General features: G+C 56.3%; 23 protein-coding genes and 1 tRNA gene. 12 read left to right on the top strand and 12 right to left on the bottom strand.

The genetic code is table 11. The features are described 5' to 3' along the window. Position 1 precedes the first annotated feature (1 nt). The 8 genes from O2N63_RS06125 to O2N63_RS06090 form a co-directional block, all read right to left on the bottom strand. Positions 2 to 1,099: a polyamine ABC transporter substrate-binding protein gene (locus O2N63_RS06125; protein WP_271053345.1), complete on the bottom strand. Its 1,098-nt coding sequence runs from the start codon at positions 1,097 to 1,099 to the stop codon at positions 2 to 4. Positions 1,100 to 1,397: 298 nt separating this feature from the next. Then, positions 1,398 to 1,472 (bottom strand) — tRNA-Gln (locus tag O2N63_RS06120). Positions 1,473 to 1,694: 222 nt separating this feature from the next. Continuing rightward, positions 1,695 to 2,528, bottom strand: coding sequence for a 3-deoxy-8-phosphooctulonate synthase (gene kdsA / locus O2N63_RS06115; protein ID WP_271053344.1), 834 nt, complete (start codon positions 2,526 to 2,528; stop codon positions 1,695 to 1,697). 1 nt (position 2,529) lies between these two features. Beyond that, complete coding sequence (locus tag O2N63_RS06110) at positions 2,530 to 4,206, bottom strand: capsule biosynthesis protein (protein WP_271053343.1); 1,677 nt, start codon at positions 4,204 to 4,206, stop codon at positions 2,530 to 2,532. Further along, positions 4,184 to 4,843: an ABC transporter ATP-binding protein gene (locus O2N63_RS06105; protein ID WP_271053342.1), complete on the bottom strand. Its 660-nt coding sequence runs from the start codon at positions 4,841 to 4,843 to the stop codon at positions 4,184 to 4,186. The genes O2N63_RS06110 and O2N63_RS06105 overlap by 23 nt, the downstream gene beginning before the upstream one ends. Positions 4,844 to 5,072: 229 nt before the next feature. Next, a complete protein-coding gene (locus O2N63_RS06100; RefSeq protein WP_271053341.1) occupies positions 5,073 to 6,392 on the bottom strand; it encodes a Na+/H+ antiporter NhaA in 1,320 nt (439 codons plus the stop codon). Between the two features lie 148 nt (positions 6,393 to 6,540). Continuing rightward, on the bottom strand, positions 6,541 to 7,587 hold the full coding sequence (locus tag O2N63_RS06095; RefSeq protein WP_271053340.1) for a permease: 1,047 nt from the start codon (positions 7,585 to 7,587) through the stop codon (positions 6,541 to 6,543). Positions 7,588 to 7,589: 2 nt separating this feature from the next. Further along, positions 7,590 to 7,928, bottom strand: coding sequence for an ArsR/SmtB family transcription factor (locus O2N63_RS06090; RefSeq protein ID WP_408629786.1), 339 nt, complete (start codon positions 7,926 to 7,928; stop codon positions 7,590 to 7,592). A 118-nt stretch (positions 7,929 to 8,046) separates the two neighbouring features. Between O2N63_RS06090 and O2N63_RS06085 the strand changes: the two genes are divergently transcribed. Then, positions 8,047 to 8,634 carry a uracil-DNA glycosylase family protein gene (locus O2N63_RS06085; protein ID WP_271053338.1) on the top strand — a complete coding sequence of 196 codons (588 nt, stop codon included), beginning with the start codon at positions 8,047 to 8,049 and terminating at the stop codon, positions 8,632 to 8,634. A 16-nt stretch (positions 8,635 to 8,650) separates the two neighbouring features. Continuing rightward, on the top strand, positions 8,651 to 9,460 hold the full coding sequence (locus O2N63_RS06080) for an SseB family protein (protein WP_271053337.1): 810 nt from the start codon (positions 8,651 to 8,653) through the stop codon (positions 9,458 to 9,460). Between the two features lie 256 nt (positions 9,461 to 9,716). Here the strand turns inward: O2N63_RS06080 and O2N63_RS06075 are convergent, their stop codons facing one another. After that, the gene (locus O2N63_RS06075) at positions 9,717 to 9,956 is read right to left on the bottom strand and encodes an accessory factor UbiK family protein (protein WP_271053336.1); all 240 of its coding nucleotides are present in this window, start codon (positions 9,954 to 9,956) and stop codon (positions 9,717 to 9,719) included. A gap of 161 nt (positions 9,957 to 10,117) precedes the next feature. Between O2N63_RS06075 and lgt the strand changes: the two genes are divergently transcribed. From lgt to O2N63_RS06055, 4 genes are all read left to right on the top strand, one after another. Continuing rightward, entirely contained in the window at positions 10,118 to 11,023 is a 906-nt protein-coding gene (gene lgt, locus O2N63_RS06070) for a prolipoprotein diacylglyceryl transferase (protein WP_271053370.1), read from the top strand. Beyond that, positions 11,020 to 12,117 (top strand): class I SAM-dependent methyltransferase, encoded by a 1,098-nt coding sequence (locus O2N63_RS06065; RefSeq protein WP_271053335.1) that lies wholly within the window; start codon positions 11,020 to 11,022, stop codon positions 12,115 to 12,117. The genes lgt and O2N63_RS06065 overlap by 4 nt, the downstream gene beginning before the upstream one ends. A 45-nt stretch (positions 12,118 to 12,162) precedes the next feature. Next, entirely contained in the window at positions 12,163 to 12,921 is a 759-nt protein-coding gene (pgeF, locus tag O2N63_RS06060) for a peptidoglycan editing factor PgeF (protein ID WP_271053334.1), read from the top strand. A 254-nt stretch (positions 12,922 to 13,175) separates the two neighbouring features. Beyond that, positions 13,176 to 13,319, top strand: a complete 144-nt coding sequence (locus tag O2N63_RS06055; RefSeq protein WP_271053333.1) for a hypothetical protein — start codon at positions 13,176 to 13,178, stop codon at positions 13,317 to 13,319. Between the two features lie 95 nt (positions 13,320 to 13,414). On the opposite strand, the gene O2N63_RS06050 is transcribed toward O2N63_RS06055, so the two are convergent. Next, positions 13,415 to 13,915 (bottom strand): Lrp/AsnC family transcriptional regulator, encoded by a 501-nt coding sequence (locus tag O2N63_RS06050; protein WP_271053332.1) that lies wholly within the window; start codon positions 13,913 to 13,915, stop codon positions 13,415 to 13,417. 220 nt (positions 13,916 to 14,135) lie between these two features. Here O2N63_RS06050 and trxB point away from each other — a divergent pair, with 220 nt between their 5' ends. The 3 genes from trxB (at position 14,136) to O2N63_RS06035 (ending at position 17,889) form a co-directional block, all read left to right on the top strand. Further along, positions 14,136 to 15,077: a thioredoxin-disulfide reductase gene (trxB, locus tag O2N63_RS06045; protein WP_271053331.1), complete on the top strand. Its 942-nt coding sequence runs from the start codon at positions 14,136 to 14,138 to the stop codon at positions 15,075 to 15,077. Then, positions 15,074 to 15,574 carry an RES family NAD+ phosphorylase gene (locus tag O2N63_RS06040; protein WP_271053330.1) on the top strand — a complete coding sequence of 167 codons (501 nt, stop codon included), beginning with the start codon at positions 15,074 to 15,076 and terminating at the stop codon, positions 15,572 to 15,574. Before trxB ends, O2N63_RS06040 begins: the two co-directional genes overlap by 4 nt. 242 nt (positions 15,575 to 15,816) lie before the next feature. Then, complete coding sequence (locus tag O2N63_RS06035; RefSeq protein WP_271053329.1) at positions 15,817 to 17,889, top strand: bifunctional sulfate adenylyltransferase/adenylylsulfate kinase; 2,073 nt, start codon at positions 15,817 to 15,819, stop codon at positions 17,887 to 17,889. A gap of 99 nt (positions 17,890 to 17,988) precedes the next feature. Here O2N63_RS06035 and O2N63_RS06030 read toward each other — a convergent pair whose 3' ends face one another. Beyond that, entirely contained in the window at positions 17,989 to 18,216 is a 228-nt protein-coding gene (locus O2N63_RS06030; protein ID WP_271053328.1) for a DUF1150 family protein, read from the bottom strand. A gap of 87 nt (positions 18,217 to 18,303) precedes the next feature. Continuing rightward, complete coding sequence (locus O2N63_RS06025; RefSeq protein ID WP_271053327.1) at positions 18,304 to 18,714, bottom strand: Hsp20 family protein; 411 nt, start codon at positions 18,712 to 18,714, stop codon at positions 18,304 to 18,306. 174 nt (positions 18,715 to 18,888) lie between these two features. Here O2N63_RS06025 and O2N63_RS06020 point away from each other — a divergent pair, with 174 nt between their 5' ends. From O2N63_RS06020 to O2N63_RS06010, 3 genes are all read left to right on the top strand, one after another. Further along, positions 18,889 to 19,107, top strand: a complete 219-nt coding sequence (locus O2N63_RS06020; protein ID WP_271053326.1) for a YdcH family protein — start codon at positions 18,889 to 18,891, stop codon at positions 19,105 to 19,107. A gap of 105 nt (positions 19,108 to 19,212) precedes the next feature. Further along, positions 19,213 to 19,701 (top strand): 5-(carboxyamino)imidazole ribonucleotide mutase, encoded by a 489-nt coding sequence (gene purE, locus O2N63_RS06015; RefSeq protein ID WP_271053325.1) that lies wholly within the window; start codon positions 19,213 to 19,215, stop codon positions 19,699 to 19,701. Beyond that, positions 19,694 to 20,770, top strand: a complete 1,077-nt coding sequence (locus tag O2N63_RS06010; RefSeq protein WP_271053324.1) for a 5-(carboxyamino)imidazole ribonucleotide synthase — start codon at positions 19,694 to 19,696, stop codon at positions 20,768 to 20,770. The genes purE and O2N63_RS06010 overlap by 8 nt, the downstream gene beginning before the upstream one ends. The last annotated feature ends 35 nt before the right edge of the window (positions 20,771 to 20,805 follow it).

Raw genomic sequence — 20,805 nt, 5'->3', positions numbered from 1 at the left:
CCTACTCGCCATACTTGAATTCTGTCCAGGCCCGCTGCCGCATCCTCAGGAAGTCTGATGTATGCGGTGACAGTGTGAACAGTTTTCCAACCGTAGCATCCGCCGGATAGATTTGCGGATCCGTCTTGATTTCATCCGAGACGAAAGGAAGTGAAGCGCTGATCGCATTTGCGTAATAGACGTTGTTGGTCACATCTGCGATGACGTCAGGGCGCATCAGGAAGTTGATGAACTTATGAGCGTTATCCGGATGAGGCGCATCTGCAGGGATTGCCATCACGTCAAACCAGATCTCCGCCCCTTCACGTGGTATCGAATACGCGAGATCAGTTTCCAATCCTGCCTCTTCGGCGCGCCACGCAGCGGTGGCGGCGTCCCCGCTATAGGTTAGAGCCACGCAGATCTCACTCTTTGCCAGTTCGTCGATAATATGGCTGTTATTGAAATGACGAACGTAAGGCCTGACCGCAGCCAGCATGTCCATCGCCTCGTTCAGATCATCCTCATTTTTGCTGTTTGGATCTTTGCCGATATAGTTGAGCGCTGCCGATACCACCTCACCGGGCGCATCCATAAAAAAGACACCACAATCGGCGAGTTTCGAAGCTACATCAGGATTGAAAACCATATCCCAGCTGTCAATCGGGGCATCAGGTATCCGCTTGGCAACGGCTCCTTTACTATAGACCACTCCTGACGTACCACGCATGTATGGCGCGGCAAAGGTGTTGCCGGGATCAACCTTTCTCAGGATACGCAGGAATTCATCGTCTAGGTTTTCCCAGTTGGACAGGGAGCTGTGAACCAATTGCTGAAACACTCCGATTGGATGCAAGCGGGCCAGCATATATGATGAAGGAAACACCACATCATACTGGCTGCCTCCGGCAAGCAGCTTTGTCTCAAGCGTTTCAGCAGCATCAAAGGGACTGTAGTTGACCGCAATCCCCGTCTCCGCAGTAAAATCCGCCAGCGTGGTTTCGCCGAAATACCCATCCCAATTAGAAACGTTCAGAACCTGCTCTTCGGCCACTAGAACTTGAGATGAAAGCGTAGTTGCGATCACTGCAATGATGCGCCCGAGATTGACAATTCTCATTCGAATATCCTGCCCTGCCCCCACATCTGGAGGTGTTTATCCTAAGTGCCTAAATTGGGGCGGTTTATACACTGATATGTTCGATCCATCCTATGTTTTAAACTAACAGAAGATACATCTTCGTTTCAAAATATTCCGTCGTCCAAGTCGCGGATATTGAATGAAGACCGCAGTGTGCCTTCAAACCAACCCCAGCCACCCCAGTATGACCTTCCTGATCAGACACCTGTGGCCCCATCTGGGGCAACGACGTCCAGAGATCACCTTAGCAATCTTTAGTTTCAAGTCTTCATGAAAGTGGCTGGGGTGGTAGGATTCGAACCTACGGTACACTGTACCAAAAACAGTTGCCTTACCACTTGGCTACACCCCAGCAGTGGGCGTGTAAGTAACCAAAGCACGAATAGGGCGCAACCCCAAAATAACGCAAAAATCGGAAAAATTGACTTTCCTATCGCACCCGCGCGCGCGCCATAAAATCAAACGGAAGTGTCGATAGAGATTAGCTATCGGATTTGATAAGCCCATGTAGAATAGGCAACAACCCAGGCCCATTATGAGCCGCTTTGCTTAATGGGAAATCGGGATTATCCGATCAGACCGAGATCCGGAATTTCTTGGCGAGGCGGTCAAATTCGGAAAGCTCTTCGATCAGTTGAGCCATCTCCTGCAGCGGAATCATATTTGGACCATCAGAGAGAGCGGCATCAGGGTCGGGGTGGGTTTCGATGAAGATACCGGCAATGCCAAGCGCCACGGCTGCGCGGGCCAGAACAGGAGCATACTCGCGCTGGCCACCGCTTGCCTCACCCTGCCCGCCCGGCATCTGTACCGCATGTGTTGCATCCATGATCACCGGATATCCCAAGCGCGCCATCGCGGGCAGGCTGCGCATGTCGGCCACCAGGGTGTTATATCCAAATGACGTGCCGCGTTCGGTGAGCATGATCTGATTGTGGCCAGACCTGGACAGTTTTCCAACCACATGCTCCATATCCCAAGGAGCAAGAAACTGGCCCTTTTTCACATTCACCACCCGTCCGGTTTGCGCCGCAGCAATCAGGAGATCGGTCTGGCGGCACAGAAAGGCCGGGATTTGCAGGACATCCGCCACCTCGGCCACGGTGGCGCATTGGGCAGGCTCATGTACATCGGTCAGGATCGGAACACCCAGCTGCGTCTTGACCTCTGACAGGAGGTGCAACCCTTCCTCGAGCCCCGGCCCTCGCGGACCGGTCAGCGAGGTGCGGTTGGCCTTGTCAAATGACGCTTTGAACACATAGCCCAGCCCATGCCTTGCACAGATCTCAGCCATATGTTCACCAATCATCAGCGCTTGGTCTAGCCCTTCAAGCTGGCAAGGCCCGGCAATGACCGTCAACGGCAGAGTATTGCTGATCTGCACCGCGCCAAGGTCCACAACGCGCATATCAGGCAGAGACCTGCTCGCGCAGCACCGAGAACGTCAGTGACAGGACCAGGTAGATCCCGGAAAAGATCAGGAACGCCAGAACAGTGTTTTCAAACTTTCTCGGGTAGGTCGGTTCGTCTGGTGCAACCGGGTTAACACCAAGTTCCAGATAGCGGGTTTGTTTGTTGGCCTCGATCCGGGCGGTCTCCAATTGTTGCAAAGACTGCTGCATCAACATCACGCGGGTTTCCAGATTGGTCTGGGCCACACGCAGCCTGGCACTGACGGACGCAAGTGACCCTTCGGCCCCACCTACCGTCAACTCATCCCGCAATTCGGCGATCAGAGTTTCCAATCGCTTGATATCGCCACGTATACCATCCACCCGCGCCTTGTTCGGGCGGGGGTTGTCGAGCAGCTGTTGCAAACTCAGCGTCTTTTCCCGCACTTGGGCTTCAAACCCGTTGATCTGCCCCATCAAAGCCGAAGCATCCGTAGTGGCATCAAACACGCCAAGCTCTTCTTGCAGACGCAGCACTTCATCCTGAGCCGCCAGCATATCGCGTTCAGCCTCTTCATAGGTTTCGTGCGATCCTTTCATCTGGTCATTGCGCAAACGTTGAGAGAGATTATCAACCCGCGCTTCCGCATATCCGATCAGCGCCTGAGAAAACTTCTGACTAAGTGAAGCTGTCGGCGCGACAACCTCCATTCGTATGATGCCTTCTGTCGGATCATAGCCAATCAATATGTTTTTCTTGTAAGTTTTATAGGCTTCTTCATTGCTGGCATTTTCTGGCATGCGTTGGATGGAATCTATGCCATCGGCGGTGAAGGCCTGCTTAAACCCAAAATCCTGATCCAATCTCAGCATTGCATCGCGGGAACTGAGATAGCTTTGGACAGTGATGGAATCTTGCGAGGTGGCCAGCCCGGATCCGGCGAAAAGCCCACCCAGCCCGCTCCCGCCGGCCCCATCAGCTTGCTGGATGATGAATTCCGACTTGGTCGCATACATCGGTGACGCGATATTGTGGTAATAATATCCAACCAGAATTGTGGGCAGCAGCACGAAAAAGGCCAAACGCGTGACCAACATCAGGAGCTTTCTGCGGCGACGCTGGACGATTCCCATCTGGATATCCATGATCGCCTGGGCCCGATCAGCTGCGTCAAAAACCTGTGGACCCGGCAATTTCGGCTTGTCTACAGTCTGCGGAAGCTTGACCTCTTCCTCATTCTTGTCCCCGCCATCAGGTGCAACCAGGTCCAGCATTGCCGCACGCTGAAACGGATCAATCCCCGCTTTGCGCAACTGGCGAACCGCATCGTAGTCCGAGTTCGCGGAAATGCCATGTTTCTGGGCGACACGTCGGGCCATGCGAAGTTGCCGACCGGTCAGCCCCTCATTGCGGATCGCCAAAATATCTTCTTCGGCAGAGGCATTGCTGCCAACATCGGTTGCGGTGGCAAATTTGCGATCAGGAAACCCGTCTTCATGCGGCTCCAATGCGGCCTCTTCCATCGGGTTGAGCTTGCGTGGCGTTACATGATCCTGCGCCGGTTGTGGGCGCACCGAGGCAGCGGGCCGTGGCGTATTTGCCGCGGGCGCGCCTTCGGTGAGATCCGTCTGGATCTCAGAGGCCGCAGATGAGCGACGAATGCGGAATTTCTTAGCCTTGGGTTTCGTAGTCATAAAGTTGCTTCGCCTCTTCCAAGGTATCAAACATGTAAAACTTGCCATCCCGTAGAACGGCAGCCGACCTGCAAAACTTTTCAATCGTCTTGGCCTGATGCGAGACGATGATCACGGTTGAGTTTTGCAGGCGTTCATTTAGCACATCACCGGCTTTGCGATTAAACTCGGCATCGGTGGTTTGCGGCATCCCTTCGTCAATCAGATAGATGTCGAAATCCAGCGCCAGCAGCAGTGAAAAGGTAAACCGCGATTTCATCCCCGAGGAATAGGTGCCCACCGGGAAATCATAGTATTCCTCAAGCCCGCAAAGCCAACGGGTGAAGGCTTCGATATAATCAGGATCAAGCCCGTAGAGCTGCGCCACATAACGCGCATTATCCTTGGCGGTGAGCTTGCTGCTGACTCCTCCCATGAACCCCAGAGGAAAGGACACCCGACATTCCCGACGAACTTCTCCTTCATCCGGTTTTTCAAGACCGGCCATCATATTGACCAAGGTGGTTTTACCGGTACCGTTCTGCGCCAGAATTCCCAGCGAATTGCCCACATCCACACGAAACGACGCATTGTCTAGGATGACCTTACGCCTTTCGCCTGTCCAAAAGGACTTGCTGACATTCATGAATTCGAGCATGCACACGCTCCGACACTGCTTTGCCTCTATGCCCATCCCAAACTCGGAACACGGGTGGGCTTTTTTGCTCATAACACGAGCTTGGTTAACGAGGCGCTTTAATCCGCCATTTTGGCGCTATTATGTCTGATACCCTTCCAAAATGAAACGCCCAAACCGGGGGCATAACCGGTTTGGGCGTATTTTTTTGGCAAAAATCCGGTGAATTTACACCGGCATCCATCAACAATCAGTGGTGATCCATGCCAATTTCGCCGTTTTGTTTCTCAACTCGCAACAGTTTGCCTGCGATGAACGATAGGAATACAGCCGAGAAACTGAAGAGAGCACCCATTTTTGCCGCGTCCTGAACCGCCCCTGACGGGAAGGCAACCGAGGCCACGAACAGCGAAACCGTAAAGCCGATGGCCGCGACAAATCCGATCACAATCAGATCCATCGTTCGCATCCCGGCGGGCAGGCCCAGCTTCATCGGATAGGCCGCGAACCAGCCAAAGAGCAGGATGCCTATGGGTTTCCCGATAATCAGGCCAGCAAGCACCAACCAGGTGGCCGCGGAAATCGCGCTAAACTCGACCCCCGCATTCAGAAGGCCAAAGAAGAACAAGGTGATTTCCACCGGAATAGCAAGCGCATGTTCCATCTGGTTTAGCGTATCCTTGAGGTATTGCTCGGCCTCGGCAAAGATCCCGAAGGCCCGATCCGCATGGGGAATGGCAGGGACGACCGGCAACAGACCAAGGGCTGGGTGGATGCCAGCCTCGGCAAAGCCAAACCAGCTCAGCGCACCGGCAACGGCATAGGGCATCCAGCCGAGGCGCTTGCGAACAAATGTTGAGCGGCGACGTAACTGGTCTCCTACATCCATCTTGCGAGGCAACCAGTTGAACAAGAAGAATACGGCAACCGAAGCAAAGACCGACAGAAGCAACCATTCCGGGGCCAGCTCCTTAGACGGATAGAAAATCGCCAGAATGATCAGGCCTGCCGCGTCATCTGCAATTGCCAAGAGCAGAAGGAAACGCACCGCCGGGTGGCCCGCCCCAAAGACCAGACGCCCCACAAGATATGAAAACGCGATATCCGTTGCCGTGGGAATGGCCCAGCCACGCGCCACAGCATCAAAAGTGGACGACCCCAGAAGAGCCGCAATTCCAAGATAGACCGCAATGGGACCGAACATTCCGCCAGCGGTCGCAAACAGAGGTGTCGCTGCTTTCTTGCCGCGCAGCGAGCCATTTTTCAGGATCACCGCTTCCCACACCTCTTTACCAGCGATGGCAAAGAACAGCGCCATCAGCATGTCATTCACGAGATAGTGAAGCGTCAGCACCTTCTCCACATCACCATACTCAAAATGTTGCGCGCCTTCGCCGTAGGCTTTTTCCCAATAGCCAATGTCAATTCCGAAGGTGGAGTTGAACAGAAGCGGATATTCGACAAAGTGATGATAGGAATGGGCGTCGATATTGGCCCAAACCAATGCAATAAGGGCGCCGCCGATCAGCAGCACCGAATAGGTGGCGACAAAATTCCACACACGATACATGATTTACCCCGTTCTTATTAGCACAGACTGGCCCCCTTTTGCCGGGTGGCCAATCTGCATTTTTTTCTTCCTTATCACCCGAAATAATACAACGAGGGGATTTCGACAATGGGCCTGCCAGCTAAAGCTCTTTCGTGTCAAACGGAAGTTATACCGGGGCCAGCATATTCCAGCCGAGACCGGCAAGGACTGCGCCTACGACAGCCAGACCCAAATATGCAACAAAGACACGGGGTTTCACCAAAGCCCAAACCGCGACAGCTGCGGGGATACAGCTTACGCCTCCGGCAATGACAAAGGACATGGCGGCCCCCTGGCTCATACCCTGAGCCAAAAGCGCCTCGACCATCGGCACGGCCGCATAGCCATTGAGGTAAGCCGGCGCACCGACAAACGCGCCCAGTAGGATTGGCCTGATGCCGTCGCCACCAAGAACCTGAGCCACCCACTCCGCCGGAATATATTCCAGCATCAGGGCTTCGAGGAGATAGGCCAGAAGCAACCACTTCCCGAGGAAAATCGCGTTCTCCCAAGCCGTTGCGCGGAACGTATCGCGACGATCGGCCTCTTGCCAAAAGCGCCAGTTTACCTGACCGGACAGAGGGGACACGTCCTCACTGGTGCCACAGCTTGATGAGCAGCAGCTTTTCACCGGGGTGTTTTTCAGCGGATCCGCGAACAGAAAGGAACCGGCAAGGGTCTTGACCACAAAGCCCCCCATCAAGCCGATCAGCACCGCCGACACGCCTTTGGCAAGGGCAAAATCCACTCCCAAGGTGCCCGCCGTGATGGCAAACATCGCCGGATCCATCAGAGGCGACGCCAGCCAGAACGCCATGACAGCAGACAAGGGTGCGCCCACCGCCAGCATTGCGGCAATAAAGGGGATCACCTCGCAAGAGCAAAATGGCGACAATCCGCCAAACAGGGCCGCCAGCATGATCATCCGCGCTTCCCGCCCCTCAAATGCCTTGGCCAACAGCGTCTCGGCATTGGTCGCCTTCAGATAGCCAACCGCAAAAATCGCGAACAGGATGAACGGGGCTGTATTTCCCATGGCCGAGAGAGCAAAGGAAATGGTGGGCCAGACCTGCTCTGGGGCAAAGAGTGCCAGCAGCACAGGGATCAACGCTGAGATCAGCCAGGCCGGATCAAGTTTGAATTTTCTGCTCGAAGGCGCAGTAATATCGGTCATGGTCACTCTTTCTCATCTGCGCAGTCGGCGCAGCATTCTGACAACAGGTAATTCGACAAAGCACGCATCACGTCATAATCCGCAGCGGCACATATGATCGAACGCCCTTGCTTTTGCTGCGTTACCAACCCAGCCGCAGCCAGGATCTTCATGTGATGTGTCAGCGTCGATCCGGTCACGCCCGAGCGTTCGCCCAGCGTGCCGATGGTCAGTCCCTCTTCCCCTGCGCGGACCAGAATGCGCAAGACGGCGAGACGTTGTTCAGACCCCAATGCGGCAAATTGCGACGCAGCGACTGGGGCATCAAGTGGACAGGCGGTGTGGTTTGATTCCATTTTCATATTTTCAGAAATATCGAAATATTACCTCGACGCAAGCTTTATTTCGACAATCATCGAAATTTCAAATCCGGCACGACCAACCATTTTCACCACTTTCGCCAACAGCTAGAGTGACAATATGAATGCACTTCAAAAGGATATATCGCGCTGCGCGCTCTGCTCAGAACGGTTTTCCACAACACATACGGCCCACGCCCCCCGCCCGGTTGTCTGGTTCCAGCCCGGGGTGCGGATCCGCATTATCGGTCAGGCACCGGGGATGCGTGTGCATAAGTCGGGCGTGCCGTTTGATGATCCGTCCGGCGACCGGCTGCGGGGCTGGATGGGATTTGACCGCGCCACGTTTTACGACAAGTCCCGCGTGGCCATCACGCCGATGGCCTTCTGCTTTCCCGGATACACGGCCAAGGGCGCCGACCTGCCTCCACCACCAGTCTGCGCCAGAACATGGGCGGGCAAGGTGGACAAAGCGCTTGAGAGCGTCCCGCTGACGCTGCTGGTGGGTGGATATGCTCAGAAATGGCATCTGGACGTCAAAACTGGTGTGACTGAGACCGTTCGGGACTGGCGCGCGCACGCGCCGCAGCTCTTTCCCTTGCCACATCCGTCCTGGCGCAATACGGGTTGGTTGAAGAAAAATCCATGGTTCGAGGACGAGCTGCTTCCTGCATTGCGTGCCCGGATCACCGCCGTGATGACGGATTGAACAACAGGCAGACCAGATGACCGACACCGATCTTCCCCTCGAAACACCACTTGATCATGCTCATGCCGCGATGCAGGCCGATCTGGAAAACGAAGCGTCGCGGCTGCGCTTTTATGAACGGCTCGCGGATGGCGAGTTATTTGTGCTTCTGGCCAAGGAGGCCACCGGGCAGGACGAAGACATTGAACCCGAAGTGTTTGAACTTGATAATGACAAGTATTTACTTGTTTTTGACAAGGAAGAGCGATTGAGCGGTTTTGTCGGACATCCTGCCCCCTATGCAGCGCTCCCCGGTCGGGTGATTGCAGGGATGCTGGCGGGGCAAGGGATTGGGCTTGGGGTCAACCTGTCGGTTGCACCGTCCTCCATTCTGATCCCTGCTGAAGCGATGGAATGGCTGTCGGACACGCTCAAGTCTGGCCCGGAAGCGATTGAGGCCCGAGTTGTTGAAATCCACGCGCCCGCCGCGCCGGAGGCGTTGATCTCAGCTCTCGATGCCAAACTTGCATCTGCCGGTGGGCTGGCTGCCGCGGCCTGTCTTGCGGGCGTGACCTATGCTGACGGACGAAAAGGCCATGTGCTTGGGTTTATTGATGCCGCGGAAGGTGCAGAAAATGCGCTGGCGGGGGCGGCCAATGAGGCGCTGACGTTTTCAGGTATCGAAGCGGGACAGATGGATGTGGGATTCTTCACGGGGAATGATGTGATGGCCCGCAAACTGGCTGCGTACGGATTGCGGTTTGACCTCCCGGCGCCGGAAAAGCCGGAGCCGTTGAAACCCGTGGCCCCAGGGTCTGATCCGGAGAAACCGCCGATCCTGAAATAATGCCTGCGGTGTAACACGTGCGCTTTCGCTTATGCTCAAGCGCGCATTTGGTGGCCTCGCTGTGCTCGGCAGGGGCGCTGCCCCTCGCGGCTTCGCCGCTCACCCCGAGGTATTTATGGCAAGAAAAAATACACCATGTGTCAGCTTTATCCGGCGATATCGGGGCACGATGCTAATGATGCCACTGATGGCAGGCATGGATTACCCCCCCAAGCAATGGGGCATTGTTCCGTACAAACCATAAATTCCGGGAGGATTACTTGCCTTCCAGCGCTTCGATGCGGGCTTTGAGCGCTTCGTTTTCTTCACGTGCTTTCTGGGCCATTGCGCGCACGGCATCAAACTCTTCACGGGTGACGAGGTCACGATCCGCGAGCCAGCGATCCATCCAGGATTTCATTGCAGTCTCGGCCTCATCTTTTGCACCTTGCGCCACGCCCAGCGCATTGGTCATGATCTGCGACAGGTCATCAAACATCTTGTTGCGGGTCTGCATTTTGGTCTCCTAACGATCTCGGCAAAGTCTCGATGCGAAATTACCATTTATATGGGGGCATTTGCCGGATGAGACAAGGCGAAGCTGTCTGGAAATGCCAGTTTTCACCCGCACGCCTCCACCCCATTGACACCCCCTGAATGGACCGGCAGGAAAGGGGCATGTTGATGGCCATTCCCTTCCCGCCCCTGTCGCCCGAGATCTTTACACTCGAGCTCGGACCTATTTCCTTTGCGCTGCGTTGGTATGCGCTTGGTTATCTTGTTGGAATTGGAATTGGCTGGTGGATCATCCTGCAAGCCCTGAAACGCCCGTTTCTTTGGCGCGGTGAACCGCCGATGGACAAGGCGCAGCTTGAAGATCTGGCGACCTGGATTGTGCTGGGGATCATTGCCGGTGGTCGGCTTGGGTTCGTTTTCTTTTATCAACCCGAATATTACCTTTCCAATCCGATTGAGATCCTGAAGGTCTGGGAAGGCGGCATGTCATTCCATGGTGGATTTCTCGGTGTCATTGCAGCGGTCTTTTTCTGGTCAAAGCGCCACAAACTGCCGGTGGCTTCGATTGCCGATTGCCTGGCGATTGCTGCGCCCATCGGTATTGGTCTTGTGCGGATTGCCAATTTCATCAATGCCGAGCTTTGGGGCCGCCCCACAGATCTGCCCTGGGGTGTGATCTTTCCCGGTGAGGCTGCTCAAGCCTGCGCCGGCGTTCTCGGCCCCTGTGCGCGCCATCCAAGCCAGCTATACGAAGCCGCACTTGAAGGTGCCGTGCTGGCAACAATCCTGTTGTATCTTGCATTCCGGTCCGGTTGGTTGAAACGGCCCGGCGCCCTGACGGGCGGTTTTTTTCTCGGCTACGGGCTTGCGCGCTTCACCGTCGAGTTCTTCCGGCTGGCGGACGCACAATTCATCACCCCAGACAATCCGTGGGGACATGTGATCAGGGTTGGGGATTTGGGCATCACCATGGGGCAAAGCCTGACCCTGCCGATGATTGCAATTGGGATCATAACGCTGGTCTGGGCGTTCCGTCGCGGCCCCGCCCCCGAGGACCAAAACGCATGAGCCTGCCGGACGCCTCAACACCCCTGGCGGACCTGCTGATCCGTCGTATTGCCAAGACCGGACCAATTACCCTGTCAGACTATATGGGCGAATGTCTGATGCACCCTGAGTACGGCTACTATGCCACGCGCGACCCGTTTGGGCAGGCGGGTGATTTCATCACGGCGCCTGAGATAAGCCAGATGTTTGGCGAGATGCTTGGGCTTTTCATGGCGCAGGTCTGGATCGATCAGGGGCGCCCTGCCCCCTTTACGCTTGCCGAACTTGGCCCCGGACGGGGAACGCTGATGGCGGACATGCTGCGCGCCACCAAAGGCGTTCCTGGATTCCATTCTGCTCTTGAGCTGCATCTTGTGGAGGCCTCGCCCGTGCTGCGCAATGCACAGGCCGAGCGGTTGGCCCCCCTGGCCGTGATACATCACGACGTGGTCCAGACCCTGCCGGATCAACCGCTTTTCCTTGTCGCTAACGAATTCTTCGACGCATTACCGATCCGCCAGTTTATCCGCGAAGGGGATATGTGGCGCGAGCATCAGGTTGGAGAAACGGATGGAAAGCTCTCTATGGGGTTGACTGCCCCCCTGCCGCAGCCTCTGCTGGATCATCGTTCTGACGACACGCGGGACGGTGATCTTGTGGAAGTCTGCCCGGCGCTCGGTCCGATCACTGAAGAATTCGCCACGCGTATCAACACACATGGCGGCGTAGCGTTGATCATTGACTATGGGGACTGGCGTTCGCTGGGGGACACATTTCAGGCGCTGTCGGCCCACAAAAAGACCGACCCGTTGGCCTCACCCGGTTTGGCTGACCTGACGGCCCATGTCGATTTTGAACGTATCGCGCATTTTGCAGCACCGCTCGCCCATTCGCTCCTCACCCCTCAAGGTGTGTTTCTGGAGCGCCTTGGCATCACCAATCGCGCGCAGACGCTGGCCAAAAATATGCGCGGTGATACGCTGGATGAGCATATCTCTGCACATCGCCGCTTGACCCACCCCGACGAAATGGGGACGCTCTTTAAAGTGGTGGGGCTGACTCGCCCCGGTGCGTCTGGGCTGCCGGGACTGGAAATGGCCCGCCCCGACGCATAACCGTTCCAATACCCAACCACCACACCGAAACCCAATGGTGATCACATGATGCTGGAGATGCTGAATTCCGATGCGCTGAGCCCTGTTCGTCATGGGTTCTTCACACGCAAAGGTGGGGCGTCTTCCGGTGTCTATACGGGGCTGAATTGCGGGTCGGGCAGTCAGGATCAAGCCGAGCTGGTCAAGATCAACCGGGATCGCGTGGCCGCGGCGATGGACGTTTCGCCGGATGCGCTTTGCGGCGTGTATCAGGTGCATTCGCCACACGTCGTGGTAATTGATGAAACCGTTGCGGGTGACAAACAAGAGGCCGACGCAATTGTGACCAACACGCCGGGTCTTGCGCTCTCTATCCTGACCGCCGATTGCCAACCCGTTTTGTTTGCAGATCGCGCCGCTGGCGTGATTGGAGCAGCCCACGCGGGCTGGAAGGGCGCGTTGGATGGCGTTCTTGAAAACACCATCGAGGCAATGTTGACGCTTGGCGCAACACGCGAGGGGATCGTTGCTGTGATCGGTCCCTGTATCAGCCAACGCAATTATGAAGTCGGACCCGAGTTTCTAGACACCTTCATGACTGCAAATCCCGACTATGGCCGGTTCTTCATTGATGGGGAAGGTGATCGCGTCTTGTTTGATCTACCCTCCTTCGGCCTTCATCGCCTGCATGAAGCGGGGGTAGGCAAAGCAGATTGGGTCCGTCACTGCACCTATGATGACGAAGCGCGATTCTTTTCTTATCGCCGGTCTTGCCACCGCAAAGAGGCAGATTACGGGCGTCTGATCTCAGCAATCCGGCTTTAACCCCTCGCCGCGCCTCGTTTTTGCCTCAATTTCCGACGTCTGCACCTCGGACAATCGCGAACAAACGACCGGATTATCCACGAAAGCACAAGAAAATCCCTGTTTTTGTGGCTGCTCGCGTCGATTGACCTCAAATTCGAAACAATACTGCGAATTCCTCATCTTTGCCCAAGATGCGCCCGAATCCGACTTTAGGGTGGTCTTAACGAAAGAAAACTCCCGCCAAGACGGGACATAAGGTCAAGAGGCAGTTCATGAAGACAGAGGCCAAAACCCGTCCCAAAAACCGGCGCTGGATGAAATGGATCATCCAAGCCGAGGCGGACACCAGCGCGCTCCCTTTCACCCGTGAAAACCGGCAGGGGAAGACAGAACAGAAGACACAAAACGCAGCGTGAAGTAAGTACACCTGCAAGACAAAAGCCGCCTTCCTCCCGGGCGGCTTTTGTTTTTTCTACTTTTTCTTATTCAGCACTGAAGTCTTCAGGTTGCATCAGGGCGTTTCTGCCATCCGCGCTTCCAGCACGTCAAAGGGCACACCCGGGTCGTCTTTGGCCCCGCGAATGACCAGAGAGGTCTTCACTGATCCCACATTGGGTGTGGTCAGCAGGTCTTCGGTCAGAAAGCTTTGGAAGGTCGACAGATCAGGCGCCACGCATTTCAGGATGAAATCCACCTCGCCGTTCAGCATGTGGCATTCACGGACCAGAGACCATTCGCGGCACTTCTCTTCAAACGCTGACAGATCTGCCTCGGCCTGGCTGACCAGCCCAACCATGGCAAAAACCTGCACCTCAAATCCGAGCGCACGGGCGTCCACATCGGCGTGATAACCCTTGATCAGCCCCATTTCCTCCAGCGTGCGTACGCGGCGCAGGCAAGGTGGTGCGGAAATTCCCACCCGTTTGGCCAGCTCGACGTTCGTCATGCGCCCATCTGCCTGCAATTCGGCGAGAATCATGCGGTCGATCGGGTCTAGTTTATGTCCGGCCATGCGAGATCCTTCTGGCACCAAAGGGGTGAAATTGCGCAAACACTACCCGCCCTAGGTTGCTTGCGCAACAATCTTTCGCGAAAACGCAACATTCTTTCAGGCCGACCATTTCGCTCATGAAGGCGGCACCTGCGCGCGCCCATTTTGCAAGGGGGTTTCCACCGGCAGCGCGGCCCCCTATATCCAGTAGCATTGAAAGATTCAAAGCAGGAATGCCACTATGTCCGACCCCCGCCACACCAAAGTCCTCATCATCGGTTCCGGCCCCGCAGGCTATACCGCAGGCGTCTATGCAGCCCGTGCGATGCTGGACCCCATTCTGGTGCAGGGGATAGAGCCGGGGGGGCAGTTGACCACCACAACCGAAGTGGAGAACTACCCGTCGTTTATCGACATTCAGGGTCCCGAGCTGATGATGAAGATGGAAGAACACGCCCGCGCAATGGGCACCGAGGTCATCGGCGACATCATTGTGGATCTTAATCTGTCCGAACGCCCCTTCATCGCAAAAGGCGACAGCGGCACAATCTACACAGCCGACGCTGTGATTCTCGCCACAGGCGCACGCGCCAAATGGCTGGGCTTGCCGTCAGAAGAAAAATTCAAGGGCTTTGGTGTGTCAGCCTGTGCCACCTGTGACGGGTTCTTCTATCGCGGCGAAGAGATTGTCGTGGTCGGCGGCGGCAACACCGCAGTTGAGGAAGCGCTGTTCCTCACCAAGTTCGCATCGAAAGTCACGCTGATTCACCGTCGCGACGAACTGCGCGCGGAAAAGATCCTGATTGATCGACTGATGAAAAACGAAAAAATCGAACCGCTGTGGGATCACACGTTGGAAGAAGTGGTGGGCGACGAATCCCCGCTGGGCGTGACTGGCGTGCGCGCCAAACATGTGAAAACCGGCGAGATCACCGAGATCCCAGCCAAGGGCGTTTTCATCGCCATCGGCCACGCCCCAGCAAACGAATTGGTGAAAGACACGCTGGAAACCCACATGGGCGGCTATGTCGTGACCAAGCCGGACAGCACAGCCACCTCAATCCCTGGTGTTTTCGCTGCGGGCGACCTGACTGATCACAAGTACCGTCAGGCCGTGACCTCTGCCGGTATGGGCTGCATGGCAGCCCTTGAGGCTGAACAGTTCCTCGCCGAGCAGGAGTGACCTTTCAGAGGCATATCAAAAGCCTACAGGGGCGTTTCTGGCGCTCAATATTTCTGGGGCAGGAAGAGAACCTTCTTGCCCCGGCAAAAGCCCCGCACGGACGCTGGCACTATGGCGGACAAAAGGCTCTTTATCTTTCCGGGTCGCCTGAAGGGTGCCGTGTCGCCGTAAAAGCCTATCAGCGGTCTGAAGATCCGCCGCGCGGGATCTTCCCAATTGACGTTGAGGCTGATCGGATCGTTGATCTGCGCCTTCCGGAAATACGCAATGCCCTCGGGATCTCTCTGGATGATCTGCACGTCTTTTGGGCAACGCTTCACTCTGAGGGGATCCACCCCTCTACGTGGAGGATCAGCGACGCGTTGCGTGACGAAGGAGCAGATGGGGTGCTTACCCCGTCTCGCTCACGTCCAGACTTAACCCATCTGACCCTCTTTCGTTGGAATGGAGTGTCCGAACCGCGTGTTGCCCGTGGAGGTTCACCACAAACCTTCTGAACCCGCGAGACACCTTTCTCTGCACTGGATCGAGCCAATCCAATTGTTCCGATTTCGGTGGCATTCACCGGCGTAGGATCACTTCACGTTCCTCAATCAACAGGAAATATGGAATGGTGTTCCCCATTCCCCACAATCCCCGCCATATTCGCCGTGTTTGGAAATATAGCTGAATAATTTCTTTGCCAAACGCCAGATTTATGCGATGCGTTCACGCGTGAACATACTTTGAGTCGCATGAAATGTCGTCGGAAACAAAGCCAAATTCGGATGAGGAAGACCAGCTCTTCCGCCTGCTGCGTCAGCTTGATGCCGCAGCCGAAGCGTCACAGCGGGAAACCGCAGCGGCCATCGGTATTTCGCTTGGGCGGCTGAATGCGCTGATGCGCATGGCGGTTGAACGCGGCCTCATCAAGATCAGCGAGCGCGATGGCCCGGACAAGCGGCAACGCTTTGCCTATGCGCTGACCCCACGCGGGGGCGCTGAGAAACATCGGCTCACAGATAAATTTCTTGCCCGCAAACTGGCGGAATACAACGCCTTGCATGCGGAGCTTACCGGAACCACCAGCGGTTTTTCACCGCTCAAACACAGGACTATTCCCATGGACACCCATCTCGCCCCGATCCCGGAGCTTTTCGTTTCCTACGACAGTGCGCAGAAACTGAAAGTTGAAGCCGCTGACCTGACCAGCCACGACCTAAGCCCGCGCCAGATCTGCGATCTGGAGTTGCTGATGAATGGTGGCTTCAACCCGCTCAAGGGGTTCCTCGGCGAAGAAGATTACAATGGCGTCGTTGAAAACATGCGTCTGGCCGACGGCTCACTGTGGCCAATGCCGATCACCCTCGATGTGTCGGAAGATTTCGCTGAAACCGTCACACTGGGTCAGGACATTGCGCTGCGCGATCAGGAAGGCGTGATCCTTGCCACGATGACTGTGACCGACAAATATGAGCCGAACAAATCGCGCGAGGCCGAGAAGGTTTTTGGTGCTGATGACGACGCCCACCCTGCCGTCAACTACCTGCACAACGAAGCTGGCAAGATCTATCTCGGCGGTCCCGTCGTGGGCATCCAGCAGCCGGTTCATTATGATTTCCGCGCCCGTCGCGACACGCCGAACGAGCTGCGCGCCTATTTCCGCAAGCTGGGCTGGCGCAAGATCGTTGCGTTCCAGACCCGCAACCCGCTGCACCGCGCCCACCAGGAACTGACCTTCCGCGCCGCACGCGAAGTACAGGCCAACCTGCTGATCCACCCGGTTGTCGGCATGACCAAACCGGGTGACGTGGACCACTTCACCCGCGTACGTTGCTATGAGGCCGTGCTGGACAAATACCCGGCAGCCACCACCTCGATGTCGCTTCTGAACCTGGCAATGCGTATGGCTGGCCCGCGTGAAGCTGTCTGGCACGGGATCATCCGTCGCAACCACGGCTGCACCCACATGATCGTTGGCCGCGACCACGCTGGCCCCGGCAAGAACTCGGCCGGTGAAGATTTCTACGGTCCTTATGACGCACAGGACCTGTTCCGCGCGCATCAGGAAGAAATCGGCATCGAAATGGTCGATTTCAAACACATGGTCTATGTTCAGGAACGCGCCCAGTACGAGCCTGCTGACGAGATCGAAGACAAGGATGACGTAACCATCCTGAACATCTCGGGCACCGAACTGCGCCGCCGCCTGCGGGAAGGTCTGGAAATCCCGGAATGGTTCTCGTTCCCAGAAGTGGTTACGGAACTGCGTCACCGCTATCCGCCACGTTCGCAACAGGGTTTCACCGTGTTCTTCACCGGCTTCTCGGGGTCGGGTAAATCCACCATCGCCAACGCGCTACTGACCAAGCTGATGGAAATGGGTGGCCGCCCGGTCACGCTCCTGGATGGTGACATTGTGCGCAAGAACCTCAGCTCCGAGCTGGGTTTCTCGAAAGAGCACCGCGACCTGAACATTCGTCGCATCGGCTACGTGGCCTCTGAAATCACCAAAAATGGTGGCATCGCAATCTGCGCACCGATTGCGCCATATGCCACCACCCGCCGCGCCGTGCGTGAGGATGTTGAGCAGTTTGGCGCCTTTATCGAAGTTCATGTGGCCACCACGATCGAAGAATGCGAACGCCGTGACCGCAAAGGTCTCTACAAACTGGCCCGCGAAGGCAAGATCAAGGAATTTACCGGGATCTCCGATCCCTATGACGTTCCGACCAACCCGGAACTGAGTGTTGAGACCGAGAATGTGGAAGTGGACAACTGCGCCCACCAGGTCCTGCTCACGCTTGAAAGCATGGGATTGATCAAAGGGTAAGCCCTGCCCTGCCTATCAAATATACAAAAGGCCGGAGTGTTTCTCCGGCCTTTTTCATTCTGGGAGATGCCTCACCAATCAGAGGATATCCATTTCTGATCAATGCACGTTCACGGGGGTTAGATCATGTTGGCGCGCCAATGCAAATGCTGTGCGGCGCCCCTGAACAATCGCAAGCTGCTCGCCATCAACGTTATGAACGGCGTACAGGCGCTCCATCCCCTCTGTCTGTTCCCGTATCTCTGCAGGCAGATCTTCCGGGTTCACTTTCCGCACATAAACGATGCGATTTTCTGCTTCTGGCAGAACGTCGAATTTTATATCCATGACACCACTCCTTCCTCTTCTTTCAGACATAGGCACGGCCCAGACGGTTTGCCCGTCAGGTAACGCCGGTTTGATCTGACTGAGAGCTTAGCGCTTGTTTATTTGAATGGTTTGCACAACCTGTTCGGGTTCAGCCCGCTCCAGATCGACATGCAACAAACCATTTTCTGTCGTGGCCCCAACCACTTCGACGCCGTCAGCCAATACAAAACTTTTCTGGAATTGGCGCCCGGCGATCCCACGATGCAAAAACACACGTTCTTCGCTGGTGTCTTCCTGTGCCCCTCGCACCACCAGCTTGGCATTTTCCACGGTGATCGACAGATCGTTGTCGGCAAACCCGGCCACCGCCAGCGTAATGCGATACGCACGCTCGCTTACCTGTTCGATATTGAATGGGGGATAGCCATCTTTTGACTTGGCAGCCTGTTCAACCATCCGCTCAAGCTGTTCAAAGCCCAGCAGGAACGGGTGCGCGCCCAGGGTCATTTTGGTCATCTGTCGGGTCCTTTTTGTTGGCAAAGCGACACGGATCTTTCAAGGCCCCATGAAGGCGACCCCTGATTGGAATATGGGGCGCGAAGAAGGTCGGTGCAAGGGGTGGCTTTTTCTTGGCGTTAACACCTTTGCGAGATAAACTCTTCACATCACTGGGGAAACGACTCGCCGACCATGAGCAACGCCAAAGAAATGAAAACCAACGACGTGCTTCGTGTGGAGCTGGAGGTTTTCAAAGCAGAACACCGAGACCTCGACGAAGCCATCCACGCGCTTGAAGAAAGCGGGCGGGCCGATCAACTGCGCCTGAGACGGTTGAAAAAGCAGAAATTGGCGCTGAAAGACAGGATTGCGCGGATCGAGGACATGATAACACCCGATATTATTGCCTGAATTTGCGCACCTGAAGCATTGCCCGATTGCATCAAATCGCGCGGTGCCTATAAGGAAGGCCAAGTTTTATTCGCATGACACCTGCAGGATACTTGGGGGAAATACATGAGCGATGTGAAGGTCGGGATCATCATGGGCAGCCAGTCGGACTGGCCCACCATGAAAGAAGCCGCAAATGTGCTGGACGAATTGGGCGTGCCCTATGAAACTCGGATCGTCTCGGCCCACCGCACCCCGGATCGTTTGTGGGAATATGGCAAGACCGCAGCTGACCGCGGTCTGCATGTGATCATTGCGGGCGCAGGCGGCGCCGCTCACTTGCCCGGCATGATGGCCTCAAAAACCCGTGTTCCGGTGGTCGGTGTCCCAGTGCAGACCCGTGCGCTCTCTGGTGTCGACAGCCTTTATTCAATTGTGCAAATGCCAAAAGGCTTCCCGGTCGCCACCATGGCGATCGGCGCGGCGGGTGCCGCCAATGCCGGCCTGATGGCCGCTGGCATCCTCGCCACCTCTGATACAGATCTAGCTGAACGCCTGGACGCCTGGCGCGAGGCGCTGGCGGCTTCGATCCCGGAGGTGCCGGTTGATGAGTGAGATGCTAGCCACTGGCGCAACCATCGGCATACTTGGCGGCGGACAACTGGGGCGGATGCTCTCGGTCGCGGCCAGCCGATTGGGATTCAAAACCCATATCTTTGAGCCCGGTGCAAACCCGCCCGCAGGGCACGTCGCGGATCAGGTGACCACAGCTGGCTACGACGATGTGACAGCTCTGGAAGCTTTCGCCAAATCGGTCAATGTGATCACCTATGAGTTTGAAAACATCCCAACCGAAGCGCTCGACGCGCTGGAAGCCCTCGCGCCGATCCGCCCAGGCCGCGAAGCCTTACGCGTAAGCCAAGACCGCCTCATCGAAAAAGACTTCCTGTCCAACCTCGGCCTGACCACCGCCCCCTACGCCAACGTGGAGAGCGTCGAGGATATGGTCGCAGCGGTCGCCTCCATCGGCGCCCCCTCGATCCTGAAAACCCGCCGGTTTGGTTACGACGGCAAAGGTCAGGCTCGGTTAAAATCTTCAGAAGATGCTGACACCGCATTTGCTGACATGCAGGGCGCACCATCTGTGCTCGAAGGGTTTGTCGATTTCAGCCATGAAGTCAGCGTGATCGCCGCGCGTGGCGTGACCGGAGAAGTCGCCTGCTTCGACCCCGGTGAAAATGTGCATAAAGACGGGATCCTCGACACAACCACCGTTCCTGCCCGCCTGACCGGCGCCCAGCGCACCGATGCTATCCTTCTTGCGGGCCGTATCTTGAATGCGCTCGACTATGTTGGCGTGATGGGAGTGGAATTGTTTGTCACGCCCAAAGGTCTCATCGTGAACGAGATCGCTCCGCGCGTTCATAACTCAGGCCACTGGACCCAGCAGGGTTGCTCCATCGACCAGTTTGAGCAACACATCCGGGCCGTGTCAGGTTGGCCGCTCGGCGACGGATCGCGCTATGCAGACGTGGTGATGGAAAACCTCATTGGCGACGACATGGATCGCGTGCCGGAGATTGCCCGTGAACCGGGAGCAACCCTCCACCTTTATGGCAAGGCCGATGTGAAACCGGGCCGCAAGATGGGCCATGTGAACCGGATCACACCCGCCACCAAATAATCCAAAAGAAACAAGGGGCCTTCCGCTCACGCATC

The sequence above is a fragment of the Aliiroseovarius salicola genome (genome assembly GCF_027891095.1).
In the GTDB taxonomy this organism is placed as follows: Bacteria; Pseudomonadota; Alphaproteobacteria; order Rhodobacterales; family Rhodobacteraceae; genus Aliiroseovarius; species Aliiroseovarius salicola.
The sequence above is the reverse complement of the archived record's forward strand: the minus strand, read 5'-3'. Positions and strand labels throughout refer to the sequence as shown.